This is a genomic window from Candidatus Poribacteria bacterium (genome assembly GCA_021162805.1).
GTDB lineage: Bacteria > Poribacteria > WGA-4E > B28-G17 > B28-G17 > JAGGXZ01.
The window spans coordinates 1-13,087 of the sequence record JAGGXZ010000200.1; the positions used below are offsets into that span (position 1 = coordinate 1).

10 protein-coding genes are annotated in these 13,087 nt (G+C 56.4%); 5 read left to right on the forward strand and 5 right to left on the reverse strand.

Going from position 1 to position 13,087, the window contains the following annotated elements; all coding sequences use genetic code 11:
* Window positions 1-304 precede the first annotated feature (304 nt).
* The 5 genes from J7M22_16245 to J7M22_16265 all read left to right on the forward strand — a co-directional run bounded on the left by J7M22_16245 (window position 305) and on the right by J7M22_16265 (window position 2,941).
* On the forward strand, window positions 305-961 hold the full coding sequence (locus tag J7M22_16245; GenBank protein MCD6508159.1) for a 1-acyl-sn-glycerol-3-phosphate acyltransferase: 657 nt from the start codon (window positions 305-307) through the stop codon (window positions 959-961).
* Window positions 958-1,548: a hypothetical protein gene (locus J7M22_16250; GenBank protein ID MCD6508160.1), complete on the forward strand. Its 591-nt coding sequence runs from the start codon at window positions 958-960 to the stop codon at window positions 1,546-1,548. The genes J7M22_16245 and J7M22_16250 overlap by 4 nt, the downstream gene beginning before the upstream one ends.
* A gap of 310 nt (window positions 1,549-1,858) precedes the next feature.
* Complete coding sequence (locus J7M22_16255; GenBank protein MCD6508161.1) at window positions 1,859-2,230, forward strand: hypothetical protein; 372 nt, start codon at window positions 1,859-1,861, stop codon at window positions 2,228-2,230.
* A complete protein-coding gene (locus J7M22_16260) occupies window positions 2,188-2,529 on the forward strand; it encodes a PQQ-binding-like beta-propeller repeat protein (GenBank protein ID MCD6508162.1) in 342 nt (113 codons plus the stop codon). The genes J7M22_16255 and J7M22_16260 overlap by 43 nt, the downstream gene beginning before the upstream one ends.
* Window positions 2,530-2,719: 190 nt before the next feature.
* Entirely contained in the window at window positions 2,720-2,941 is a 222-nt protein-coding gene (locus J7M22_16265) for a hypothetical protein (protein MCD6508163.1), read from the forward strand.
* Between the two features lie 15 nt (window positions 2,942-2,956).
* Here J7M22_16265 and J7M22_16270 read toward each other — a convergent pair whose 3' ends face one another.
* From J7M22_16270 to J7M22_16290, 5 genes are all read right to left on the reverse strand, one after another.
* On the reverse strand, window positions 2,957-6,061 hold the full coding sequence (locus J7M22_16270) for a DUF4832 domain-containing protein (GenBank protein MCD6508164.1): 3,105 nt from the start codon (window positions 6,059-6,061) through the stop codon (window positions 2,957-2,959).
* Window positions 6,062-6,078: 17 nt separating this feature from the next.
* Window positions 6,079-7,311, reverse strand: a complete 1,233-nt coding sequence (locus tag J7M22_16275; protein ID MCD6508165.1) for an aminotransferase class III-fold pyridoxal phosphate-dependent enzyme — start codon at window positions 7,309-7,311, stop codon at window positions 6,079-6,081.
* A 180-nt stretch (window positions 7,312-7,491) separates the two neighbouring features.
* Window positions 7,492-9,960 (reverse strand): primosomal protein N', encoded by a 2,469-nt coding sequence (gene priA, locus J7M22_16280; protein MCD6508166.1) that lies wholly within the window; start codon window positions 9,958-9,960, stop codon window positions 7,492-7,494.
* A gap of 1 nt (window position 9,961) precedes the next feature.
* Window positions 9,962-10,795, reverse strand: a complete 834-nt coding sequence (locus J7M22_16285; protein ID MCD6508167.1) for a uracil-DNA glycosylase — start codon at window positions 10,793-10,795, stop codon at window positions 9,962-9,964.
* Window positions 10,796-10,799: 4 nt separating this feature from the next.
* On the reverse strand, window positions 10,800-12,902 hold the full coding sequence (locus tag J7M22_16290) for an alginate lyase family protein (protein ID MCD6508168.1): 2,103 nt from the start codon (window positions 12,900-12,902) through the stop codon (window positions 10,800-10,802).
* Between the last annotated feature and the right edge of the window lie 185 nt (window positions 12,903-13,087).

Sequence of the window (13,087 nt, forward strand, 5' to 3'; positions counted from 1 at the left end):
ATTCGTTAGAGAGAGTGCTTCAATGATTTGTGTTCAGATGCGGAGGTGATCTCCAGCTATACCTTATCGGCAGGATACGCTGCTGTTACAAGCGTAAGGCTTGACGGCAGTTGAAAAACCTTCTCGGTAACATTATCATTTGACTTGACACGCTGTATGGGGATGCGAGGACCTGGGCCTCTAAGATTCGGATGAATTCCCCCTGACTTTGAATCGATGTTTAATCGGAGGACGATATCGGCCTTGAGCCTGGAGCATGGGAGTAGTATAATTAGTGTCAAATCGGTTATTTGGTGTGGAGCTTATGTATGGGTCCTATTCGGAGAAGAGGTTTCAGAACATACTTTACAGGATCGCCGTGCCGCTTTTCACATGGGCCTTTCACCTTAGTGTGGTGGGTCGGGAGAACATCCCCGATGAGGGCGGTGCTCTGATAGCTTCCAATCATGTCAGCTATCTCGATCCGCCGATACTTGGAGCTGCCTTGAAGAGGGAGTTGTTTTACATGGCCCGCGATACGCTGTTCAGGCCGAAACCGGTCGGCGATTTCCTCAGATACCTGAACGCCTTCCCTGTCAAGCGGGATAGGCCGGATAGAAAAGCTTTAAAAACCGCCATCACGCTTCTTGAAAGCGGCAAGCTCGTGCTCGTCTTCCCCGAGGGCACGCGCAGCTATGACGGGAGTTTAGGTAAACCCCACCTTGGAGTTGGTTTCATCGTTTATCACTCCACCGTTCCGGTTATCCCGACTTACATCAGCGGCACCGAGAAGGCGCTTCCACGCGGCGCCCTTCTCATAAAACGGGCCGAGATAAACGTCCACTTCGGCCGCCCTATGGATATGAAGGAGCTCAGGAACGCGTCCCGTCCCAGGGAGGTCTATTCGAAGATCGGAGAGAGAATCATGTCCGAGATAGCGAAACTTCAGGCGAGATACAGGAAAGGTTCTGACGGAAGATGAGAGGAGATGAAAAGGTCAATCACGAGTTGAGAAGGAAAGCAATTCACTTCGCGGGACTGTTAATCCCCTTTTTTTACTACTTCTTCCCCGAGGATAAGAAGAGTCTTGCCGTAGTAATCCTTAGTGCTGTAGCCCTGGTCTATTTCACCTCGGAGCTCCTGAGGTTCGTGTATCCTCCGATAAATCGGCTTTTGATCATGCGTTTCTCCGCCTTGCTCAGGAAGGACGAACATCAGAAGGTGACCGGCTCTGGGTATTATCTCATCGGCGCTCTTCTGAGTATAATCCTTTTCTCCAAGGTGATCGCCATCGTCAGCATGATGTTTCTGATATTCGGCGATTTCTTCGCCGCCGTGGTGGGGATAAAGTGGGGTAGGACGAAGCTGATAAGGTCGAAGAGTTTAGAGGGGAGCTCGGCCTGTTTTCTCTCCTGCCTGGTCATAAGCCTCCCTTTACTCCCACCACATGTCGCCCTTACCGGAGCGTTCATCGCCACTTTGGCAGAGCTGTTGCCGCTAAAGATAAACGATAACCTCCTCATCCCCATTCTCTCCGGCCTAGCGATGCATCTGATGTCGAAGCTTTAGGCGTTAAAAGATCTGCCGTTGATAAAACCGCTGTGGCGGTGGTTGTTAAGGTCTCTGTCCTCGCCCGGACCCTGTGGAATAAGACCATAAGGTTCTCATGGTTTGTCTCTCTCCTTGCCGAGATAACCTCCCCCGCCTGTTTCCCAGCTTGACTAACCCACTACATTGTTCTTTTGTAATTCAGGCACTTGACACCGATGGATCCGCCCTGGAGAAAGCCAGAAATGCCATCAGCTCAAAACGGCATCTACGGAGGGATATTGGCATCACATCCCCGCGGATAATCGAGCGTCAGGGCGTATGGATCGTTGTGAGAAAACCCTGGACGCCTGATATCGATGAGTGGACGCATTATCTTCACGGGCCGGACAGCAATCCCGTGGCGAACGATAAGGTGGTCGGACCGCCTAAACATTATCAGTGGATCGCCGGACCGCTGTGGTTCAGATCACATGACACCGATTCGAGCGTAACAGCAATCGTGACAGTGCTCGGCAGGATCTTCTACCTCGTCGACGAGGCGCCGATCAGCCTGACCGGCGACCATCCGCTTCCGGACAGATGGTTTCTGGTCGCCCAAGACGCGTTCAACGGAGTTCTGCTCTGGCAGGTGCCGATCGAGAGATGGGGCTGGCGTGAATGGAAGGAGTCACACGCCTTGACGCCCGCACGGGCAAGGTGATGCAGGTTTACAAAGGCACTGAGGACACGAGAGAGAGCCTGTATTGCAAAGGCGTCCTCATACTCTCCGTTTTCCGCGATGGTCGCCTGAAATTGATGGCGGTCGACGCTCAAACCGGCAAAACCTTATGGATGACGAGGGATTACAGCGGCTCGAAGATGGAGTACATCACCTTTGTCCGCGGCAAGCATCCATCCGTCGATCCCGTGCTTAACCCCTCCGCCGATGGAGATGCCGTCTGTTTCGTGGACGGTAACTCGATCGTCTGTCTGGACTTCAAAACCGGCGAGGAGCGATAGCGCACAAAGGTCGAGGACAAGGGGAACGGACTCTGGATCGGCACGCTTATCCTCCACAGTGGGGTTGTCCTCTACGCGAGTCCGGAGAAGCTAATGGCTTTCTCGGTCGAGAACGGTGAGAAGCTATGGGAGCGGCCGAAGCACCCTTTAACTTGGCTGTGGTTTCAGTGGAAGGACGTCTTTGTGATCAATGCTCTTCATAGCGGGGCCGCCCGATATCGTCGACCCCAAGGATCCCTTCGCCGCTTTCGAAGGCAGAAGAGGCGCTCTTTTATGGGTGATCGATGCCGATTCGGGCGAGAGGCTTCGGGAGTACAAGCTCAATTCGCCGCCCGTTTTTAACGGTATGGCGGCCGCTGCCGGACGTCTTTATCTCTCCACATTGGACGGGAAGGTCATCTGTTTCGAGTAGGGGGAGGCGCTCAGCTCACCTTACGAGAATGGTGCCGAGACGATAGGAGCCATCATCACATCGATCAACGAGCGGCAGGGCGATAATCCGCCCGTCGAGCGGATCTACAAGCGTCAGCCGTAGCTCATATCTACCCGGAGGAACATCGCGGAAGACGATTTCCTTAACCACAGGATAACTTTTACCCTTAATCCATCTGTCCGTCTCCATCGGACCCGCCCGGCAGGTGCCGATGACCCTCCCATCGGCATCCGCGAGGAGCACTCGCAGCTCATATCGCTGTAGCGCCCGACCGACTCCTCTATTGACCCATTCCATCTCAAGCGAGAACGCCTCGCCGTTTCTGATGGCTCCCGGGTAACGCACGCGTGTCGGAAGAAGTCGATAGCCCATGTTGCGCAGACCATATGCGATCAGGTCCGGCCGTTCATACAGGAAATCCCTGGCATCTCTGGCCTGCCAGCCCAACAGGTTGATGTAATTGGGATGCAAGCTGAGGGCGTCCTCGACGAACCAGGTCACGTGCTCCCTGCCTCCTTGCTTTGCCTGCCGATATCCCACGACGAACTCGCAGACCATAGGGGCTTTCCTCCAGATACGGAACGCCTCCTCGCATAATCGACGCTCATTCGAGTGCACCGCTCCGCCGACCCCGTCCCGTCGGAAAGTCACGTTGTCCTTCCTCAACGCGTAATCGAAGGCCGAATAGTAGAGATAGTCGGCGTAATGCGTAGTAAATTTCGGATCATATCGGTCGCAGGGCCCGGCGTAATACTCCTCTGGACTATCGGGGTCGTATGAATAGCTGAGCGCCACGTAATTCTCCTTGAACGCCTCCGAGTAGAGGTCTATGATCCTGATGAGGGCCTCCCTCCTTGCTTCGACTGACTCATACCGATATCCCGAATGCCATTCACCCCACAGACCGAAACCGCGCAGGTCAACCAGCGTGACCCTCCTTTCGCCTGAGAAATGCCTGGAGACGGCCTTGAGGAACGCCTCGAGCCGTTCCAGGTAAAACGGATCGCGGGCGTCGACGACCACATATGGGATTCCGCTCCAGCGGCGGATCTGCTTTTTATCGGGCGGCAGTCGATCCAACACGTAATCGGGTATCCCCTTGCCGCTGGGTGGATCTGAGTTAGTCCACCACAGCAGCGATTCCGTGCTCATCCGCAACTGGATCTGCTTGCCCCGCTTGCGCCAGCAATCGTAGGCGTAATCGGCCTTGGAGAAATCGTACTCCCCTTCGCGCCTCTCGATATCCGCCCAGGAGAACATGATCGCGACGTTGTCCACGTCGGGAAAATCCTCATCCGGGAGCGTCACGAGCGTGGAGCTGCCGTTGGGACGTTGATCCAGCGGGTAGTTCTCGTAGACGATCCACCCCATGTCGGGATTATGCAGCACCGCCTGGGTGTCCTCCTTAAGGGTGATGGTCACGATCGGCACCTCGGTCACCTCCTTTAAGCAGATTAGCGACATGCAGATGATGAAACCCACATCCACATGTGGCCCATCCGCCTCCCGTACCGCCTTCCGCACAGCGCCGATGAGATCACGCCACATCTCGAAACCTTTTCGTTCCTGCCACCTTTCCCAGCTATCCAGGCCCGATCGTCGGAAATCCTCCCGACAGCGCTTACATCTGCGACTGTCCGTCGGCCCACGCCAGGTCCATAGCTCGATGTCCAGCGTCAGGAAATCGGGTTTTATCTGAGCGCACTCCTTCGCCAGCCGCTGGATCTCCTCCCGGTAAAAGCGACCTCGATAGGAGGGACAAAGTCGATCACCGTGGGAGCCGTCCTCGAACTGACAGTAGATCTCCGCCTCGTCCTTCCGTCGATACAGCAATCGGTGAAACGGCGAATCTATGCCGACGATGAGGAATCCCTGCCCTCGCGCCTCCTCCAGCAGCCTCCATTCGGGCGTATCGGTTCCTTTAGGTATCCAGCGGGTGAAGAGCGGGAAGCCGTTCAGGCCGAGATGTCGCCATACCCGAAGCACATCGGGCCATCCCGTCGAATCCCTCGAGCCCCACCAGCCCAGGGAGATGAGGATATGTTTCAGACGAGGAGCGGGCGGCACATGTGTCACCCGGATCGGAACGGAGAGCGTAGGACTACGCCAATCGCCGTGGGCCCATCCATAACGCAGCGTTCCCTCCTGTCCGTCGTGCCACGTCGGCGCCCGAAGGTATAAACGTCCCCAGGTTTTATCGCTGGAAGAAACGGAGGCGGTGAATGCGTAGCGGCGATAGCCGTCCGCCAGACTTTGAGGTCGCACCTCGCTCAAATCCACCCCGCCGATATGACCTCCCGCCAGCTCGACTCCTTCGGGCAGATCAAACGTCAGGCGCACCTCACGAGGCCCCTGTAGGCTCTCGGGAACGACTATCCCCAACGGCACCGGTGCGGGCAGATTGGAGATGAACAGAAGGGTTGGCTTATGGAAGTAAGGCTGCGGATGCGATACGGTAAAGCCGCTAGGGGAGCCGAGATGCGTCGCGGTGGCCGATTTATCCGTGCTCGTGCCGAACACGAAGAGCTCATCCGAACATGTCAAGCCCGTGCCGTAGAACCGCAATCCCACCCACCGTCCGTGTACGTTCAGGCCGGTGAAGCGCAGGCAATGTACCCATGCCTCTCCCCTTTCCTCGGGCACGCCGAAACGGATGAAGTCGCCCTCACGCCATCGCGAGAACTCTGCCACCTTGACGAATCTCTCCCCGTCCTCGCTCACGAAGGCCTCCACCCAGCCGGGGAAACTGATCCCGTGCTGCGGCGAACCGCCTAAGAAGCGGATGGCGATCTCCTCGATCGCTGCCATCCCACCCAGATCCACCGCTAAATTGACCCTTCCGGCGTAACTCCACCCGACGGCCAGCGGCTCAAACCACATATGTCTATCCTCGCGTTGTGTCAGACGTCCATCGGTCAGATCGGCCGAGTCGGTATCTCCCTGTCGGGTGAGGTAATAGTTAGGCGTAGGAGAGAAGACGACGGGTCGTCCCGCCGCCAGGTTAATACGGCCCTTCAAAGGCGGCAACTCATCCGCCCCGCCGATACCTGCCAGCCCCATCAACCCCAGCATCAGCCCAAGAGCCTGTAAGCTCCTCACGGCTTCACCTCACATATTCAATCGAACAACCCCTCAGTTTTCATCACCTCCAGCGCTTCGCCCATCACCTCCACCGCCTCGTCGATATCGGCCTCCGTATGCGAGTAGTTCGGGTAACACACCGTATAGATGATGACGCCCCGTTTCAGCACCTCGGCGTTGAACCGTAGGAAGAGATCGCCGTTGCGTCCGGCGTCGGGATGTTCGAACACCAGTTGTCCTGTGGGCGGCAGTCCCCGGAAGCCTACCGGTACCCCCAGACGTCGGCAACGTTCGTTGAATCCTTCGTGAAGCTGTCTGCCGCGTTTCCAAAAGGTTCCTATCACGTCTTCCCTCTCATACACGTCCAACACGGCCCGAGCTGCCGCCAATCCGAGCGTATCGCCTCCGAAGGTGGAGGATATCACGACCTCCTTCACACGCTCCATAACCTCAGCCCGTCCCACATAGCAGGAGAGCGGAACGCCGTTGGCGATCCCCTTTGAAAACACCGCCAGATCGGGTGTGACGCCGAAATACTCCTGCGCCCCGCCCACGCTCAGGCGAAATCCCGTCACTATCTCGTCGAAGATCAGGAGGGCACCGTATCGCTCCGTCAGCTCCCTCAGATCGGCCAGGAAGATGTGTCCCCTTTCGATATCGGCATAGTTACACGCCACGCTCACGGCGGCGATCCCCTTCGGGGAGGCTTTAAACGCCTCCACATAGGGCGTCGCATCGCCCCAGGGCAACGCCCGATAGGTGGACCGGATGGGTTCCGGCACTCCGGGGCGGGAGGTCGTATTGACCCAGCCGTGATATCCGCAGGTGAGGATCAGGTCGCGGCCCGTAAACGCTCGGGCCAGCCGGTGCGTGGCGGCCATCGCCTCGCCGCCCGTCTTGAGAAATCTCACCCGCTCGGCACAGGGGATAAGCTTGACCAGACGTTCGGCGACCTCCACCTCCAGCGGATGCGGATAGCTGAAGAGGACGCCGCTCTCCAATTGCCGACGGATAGCCTCGTCCACGGCCGGGAACCGATAGCCCAGCGTGACGGGTCCCAGGGCGTTTCGGAGATCGATATATTCGTTGCCGTCGAGATCCCACACACGACAACCTTCACCCCGGACGATGAAGCATGGCTCCACCCCGCGCAGTTTCTCCCGAGGCGCCTTGGAATGTGTCTGGGTCGCCATCGGGATAACCTTCACGGCTTGATCATACAGTTTCCAGGACTCCTCAACGCATCGACCTCCGGATGTTGAATTCATCGCTTACCACCTCCTTTCCCGGCGATCAAACCGGCTCGAAGAAGCATCAAACCATTCGGTTAATACCGGCCACTCAATCGCCATTCTCACCGTCGGCTTTGCCAGAAGGTATTTATCTCTCCACATTAAATCGCCTCCCGTTTCAAATATGTCTGAGCGATTCTCACGGTCAGACCTGACTTATAGGAGGGAGATCGGATCCACATCCACGATCAGATCCGTACCGGCCATCACCTTGGACGATACTCGGCTCATAATCTCCCTCAAAAAAAGCGTCATCCTCTCCCTCTCGATGGATTTGACCAGGAGATGCCATCTATATCTCCCTCTGATCCTCATTAGGGGGGCTGGGGCAGGGCCTATGATGTCGATCCCTCCGAACTCCTTATCTCTGAGCTCCCTCATCATCTCGGCCAATCTGTGGGCGACTTGTACGACGATCTCCTCATCCGACCCTCTTATCAATACGGATGCAGCCGCCGTGAAAGGGGGATACATCACTGTCTCCCTTGCGGCTATCTCCTCGGCGTAGAAGGACCTGTAATCGTGGCTTTTAGCGGCTATTATGCTATAGTGTTCAGGGTTATAGGTCTGGATTATCACCATGCCGCCCTTCTCGCTCCTTCCAGACCTACCTGCCACCTGTGTCAAGAGGTTAAACGCTCTCTCCCCGGCTCTGAAGTCCGGGAGGTTTAGGGCTAAATCGGCGTTTATAACACCCACGAGAGTTACGTTTGGGAAGTCCAGACCCTTAGCTATCATCTGTGTTCCCACCAACACATCGATCTCTCCCTTTCTAAACGCGTCCAGGATCCTGGCATGCGAGCCTTTGGATGAGACGGCATCTGAATCCATCCGTGCGACGCGAGCTTTCGGGAAGAATTTCCTCACTTCAGCTTCCACCTGCTGTGTGCCGATGCCGAAATGCCTGATATACATGCTCTTGCATCTGGGGCATCCTCTGGGAACGGGCCGCTCCAGACCGCAATGATGGCAGATCATCAGGTTTCTATCCCGATGATACGTTAGGGCGACGGAGCAGTTTTCGCACCTCTCCACATATCCGCATTCCCTGCAGAACACATATGTGGAGAACCCCCTCCTGTTGAGAAAGAGCATCACTTGATGGCCTTTTTTGAGCTCCTCGGCCATCCTACGTCTGAGTCTGAAGGAGAAGATGCTTCTGTTCCTTCTGCCCACCAGCTCATACCGCATATCGACGATTTCGATCGGCGGCAGGCTTATATCCATGACCCTCCTGGGCATCTCGATCAGCGTGTATCTTCCGGTGGAGGCCATGTAATACGATTCGAGAGATGGCGTCGCAGTCCCCATCACCACTGGACAGGAGACGATCTGCGCCCGTTTTATCGCCACATCCCTGGCATGGTATCTGGGGGCTGGCTCGCTCTGCTTGTATGAGGTCTCATGCTCCTCATCTATCACAATGAGGCCGAGCGATCTAACGGGGGCGAACACCGCCGAACGAGGGCCGACGACAATATCGGCCTTCCCGTCTCTGATCAACCTCCACTGATCGTATCTCTCTCCAGGCGAGAGGCGACTGTGCAGGACGGCTACCCTTTCTCCGAACCTTGCGGTGAATCTCGCTACTGTCTGCGGTGTGAGGGATATCTCCGGAACGAGCACAATCGCCCCTTTACCTATCTCCAACGTCAGCTCTATCGCTCGCATGTAAACCTCGGTTTTCCCGCTTCCCGTGACCCCGTGCAGGAGGAAGACGTGATGTTTTTCGGATCGGATCGCCTCCGAGATCTCTTTAAGGGCTTTTCTCTGATCCTCTGTCAGATCGAATCTCTCGACATATGATTTATCACACCATCCCTCCTCCGGTGTCCTGAACTCCTCCACCTCTTCGATTCGGATCAGCCCTTTTCTCTCGAGCAGCTCGATCGAGGATCGGGCCGCCCCGCTTATCTCCATCAGATCCCGCAACGGCATCCCACCCTCATCGAGCAGCGTCCGCAGGGCGGAGACGGCCTTGGGCGCTCTCCTTTCGAGCGAGTCGGCCGCATCGGAGACAGCCTCTATGGGCATATCGAGCATGACGTATCTTATCCGCCTCTCTCTGGCCGGCCTGACGGATTGGACAATCAGCACAAATCCCTTTCTCTCCAGGGCGGAAAGGGCGGCGTAGAAACCCCTGCTCCCCAATGCCCTTCGCAGCGAGGAGACCGATATCCTGCCTTTAGCGATGACCCTCTCCAGGATGGCGTGTTGTCTGGGAGCACGCTGGTGTAGCGATTCAAGGATCTTCTCGGAGATCTCAGCATCGGGGTTAAGGATAACATATCTGTTTATCACCGCTCTTGTGCCGTAAGGGGCGGCGCATCTTAACGCCTCGCCCCAGGAGGAGAGGTATCTATCGGCGATCCATCTGGTTAGCAGAAGCATCTCCTCTGAGAAGAACGGCTCCTCGTCGAGACAATCCAGTATCTGCTTGAGCTCCCTCTCCGGATAGTTAGGTCGATCGGGTGTCTCGACCACATATCCTTCCTCGTGCCGCCTGCCGAAAGGTGCTATCACCCTTACGCCGCGACGGACCTTATCCCGTAGCTCCTCGGGAACGAGGTAACAGAAACTCCTATCGAGTGGGATCGGAAAGACGACGAGGGCGTATCTCGCCATTTTAACCTTCACCCCTTAGTATCCTATCGTATTCAGCCCTTAACATCTTCATATCCTCCCAGGTTGGGCGTTTAAGGCCGGGATTTCTCAAGAGGGAGGCGGGGTGATATGTCACCAGCAGCTTGATCCCGTGATAGGAATGGAACCTGCCGCGCAGGCTTTTCAAGGAGGCCTTGGTTTTAAGCAGCGTGTGCGCGGCATGTCTACCAAGGGCGCAGATCAGCTTCGGCTTTACGAGCTCTATCTGTCTCAGCAGAAACGGCTCACAGGCTTCCACCTCGCTCGGCAGAGGATCGCGGTTGTTCGGCGGCCGACATTTCAGAACATTGGTGATGTAAACCTCCTCCCGCGAAAGCCCTATCGCGGCCAGTATCCTGTCCAATAGCTGCCCCGCTCTGCCGACGAACGGCTCACCTCGAAGATCCTCATCCCTCCCTGGAGCCTCGCCCACGAACATCAGCGTGGCGTTTTCATCGCCCACCCCGAACACCACTTTGGTCCTGGTCTTGTGAAGCTCACATCTCCGGCATGAAAGAGCCTCCTCCCTGAGGCGTTCCATGTCGTATCCCTCGAAAAGACCCGATTCGCTCGACAGGCTCGGGCCGAAGAGGGAAGGAATTTCCGGAGGAGCCGATCGAACGATCACCCCTTTCTCCTCCGTCCGTTTCCTCCTGGAGGTCAGATCGCCCACCTTCAGCCGCGGTTTTTCCTCCTCGACGATGTCCTCCTTCAAATCGAGGCTCGGCATCTCAAAGTAACCGCAACTCCGAAGTTCCTCCAGATATGCCTTTACGCTCGAAAGCACTGACAGATACTCCTCTAATATCTCCTTCATGGGATCACAACCTCCTGAAGATCTCCTCCACACGTCTGCAGAAGCCGTCAGGTAGTTTCACCTCAATCGGGATTCGATCGGGGTTGACGACGAAGACATCTTCAATCCCTCCCGAAGTCTTAACCCGGACCGCTGTCGCGAGCGAAATCGGGACGGACTCGCCGTTCGAGTCCTGAACCTCCAAGCTCTCGATTTCCACTTTCTCCCCGTCAAGCGATATCGCCCAGACGTATGCCGTGGCTTCGGTATGACGACGGAAGATGACCATCGGGACCCTATCCTCCAGGTGTCTTCCAACGCCCGTGGCGGTGATCACGTCCGTCCTCTCGCCGCCCATCAGCGTGATCCCGATCTTCCTCCCTTCCCCCGTGGATATCCTCAGTTCTATCCCCTCATCGCCGTTTGCGATGATGGCACTGCGGAGATATCGATAGCCGGGTTTATCGGGGAGCGTCCAGGCTTTCCCTGCAGCGGGTCTTATCCATGAGCCACGATTATGGTAGGCTAGGTCGAGGGTTCTCTCCCCATCACATCGCACCTGATCGATGAAGAGAAGGGTGTTATCGCCGATCAGGACCGCCGTCCTGATGAATCGAACGCCTTCGTAGATCTCGCCCGCCTCAGCCACGACGTAATCGACCTCTCCATCGGTTCCGAAAATGATGCATCTTCCCTCGGCCGGTCTTTGCGATCTCTCATCCACCGTCAGGGTGTTATGGGCTATGGTGGTGCGATACCATCCCGATCGTATCGGCACACCGTAGCGAGATGTCCCGGGATCGGGGGCTATGATCTCGCCCTTAGCATAAAGGACGAAGTTGAGTTTATCGGGATGGCCGTGACCGCCGCCATGAGGGCCGTATTTGAGACAGAGCCATGTCGCCCCATCGCCTGAGCCTCGGGCCAGTATACAATAGCCCGATCGGGGATAGTTGATGCTTCTCCATTTGATCTCCTCCCCGCCGGGGAGCTCTCCCACGCCGAACCATAGGGCGAAATCGTTCCGCCTGTCACTTGATCTGATGAGTTTGACGTAAAGCGGATCGTGATATCGGGCGAAGGCGAGCTCATATATCGATGCGTGTCCCCGCAGATCCACCTCGCTGCTGTCGTTGAAGGCGGGCAGATGGAGATTCGGCATAGCGAACCTGAGTGGGGCGTCAAACATGTTCTTAAGCTGGTCGCAGTAAAGATCGATCCCACAGTTGCGAGCGGCCTCCGTTAGGCTCCAAAGCGCTGAGAGCGTGTAGAAGTGATACCCCCATGCTCCTTCCCACCAAACGCCATCGGGCAGAACGCCATCGCGCATCTGCCTCCAGTAACCCCGATCCGGGTTATAGATCGCCTCCTCTATAAGCTCCTTATCCCCGAGGAGAAATCCCACCGATCCGACTGCGCTGTTCTTCCAACACTGGATGTTGTGCACGCCTATCTTATGTGGTAGGATAACCTCTCTGGCGGCGGGGAGCAACAGCTTTTGGGCGATCTCCCTACGATCATCCTCGCTCAGCTTTTCCCAGATCAGATCCATGCCCTGACAGATCGGGATAAGCCAGGTGGACTCGTCCAGTGTCTGAGGGCCAACCCTTCCTCCGCCGATCTTGGACTCGCCTCGGATGGTGTGTAGTGGATAGTTCAAATACCGATCGGCATATGCCAGGAGTATCTCGCGTGCCTTTCGGGCATATCTCTCATCCCCGGTGATCTGATATGCCACTCCCAGATCGCGTACGGCGCGGGAGTATCTATGATGGATTCCGGAGATCACGCATCCGTCGTAGTCCCTGTCGGGATGATCTGGATCGCCCAAAAACACCTCACCGTCCACCGGACAGATATGCTGCCACCGCCACTCTCCTATTTTCCTACCTGTGTGTAATGCCGCTCCGTGTTTGGGACAGGCATACCAATGCCACCAGTTCCCGCCTCGAGGCGGAAGCTCAACCACCTCGGCAAGCAGTCGATCGGCGTTTCTCCTGATCCTTTCCCATTCAGCCTTAGCCCATTCATATCGTTCGATACGCGCTTTAAGCTCCTCTATCCCCTTTCTATTCAGCAGCAATCGCGGATGGGGTGGAAGCTCCGACGCCTTGATTTTCCCCTCCATTTGAATCTCCTCTCCCTCACTGATCTCCGCCCATGGCAGGACGAGGATCAGCGATATAAGGGCCATAACATATGGTGTCTTCACCTTTGACCTTACATCTATTTCCAGGCTCATGGTGTATATTATAGAATCCGTCGCGGCTGGGGTCAACGATCGGAAAAATTGTCAACGAGGTCGGATTGTGG

Excerpts from the sequence above, each read along its gene's own strand:
- J7M22_16245 (MCD6508159.1), top strand. The coding sequence starts at position 305 with ATGTATGGGTCCTATTCGGAGAAGAGGTTTCAGAACATACTTTACAGG.
- J7M22_16250 (MCD6508160.1), top strand. The coding sequence starts at position 958 with ATGAGAGGAGATGAAAAGGTCAATCACGAGTTGAGAAGGAAAGCAATT.
- J7M22_16260 (MCD6508162.1), top strand. The coding sequence starts at position 2,188 with ATGGAAGGAGTCACACGCCTTGACGCCCGCACGGGCAAGGTGATGCAG.
- J7M22_16265 (MCD6508163.1), top strand. The coding sequence starts at position 2,720 with ATGCTCTTCATAGCGGGGCCGCCCGATATCGTCGACCCCAAGGATCCC.
- J7M22_16275 (MCD6508165.1), bottom strand. The coding sequence starts at position 7,311 with ATGAATTCAACATCCGGAGGTCGATGCGTTGAGGAGTCCTGGAAACTG.
- priA (MCD6508166.1), bottom strand. The coding sequence starts at position 9,960 with ATGGCGAGATACGCCCTCGTCGTCTTTCCGATCCCACTCGATAGGAGT.
- J7M22_16285 (MCD6508167.1), bottom strand. The coding sequence starts at position 10,795 with ATGAAGGAGATATTAGAGGAGTATCTGTCAGTGCTTTCGAGCGTAAAG.
- J7M22_16290 (MCD6508168.1), bottom strand. The coding sequence starts at position 12,902 with ATGGAGGGGAAAATCAAGGCGTCGGAGCTTCCACCCCATCCGCGATTG.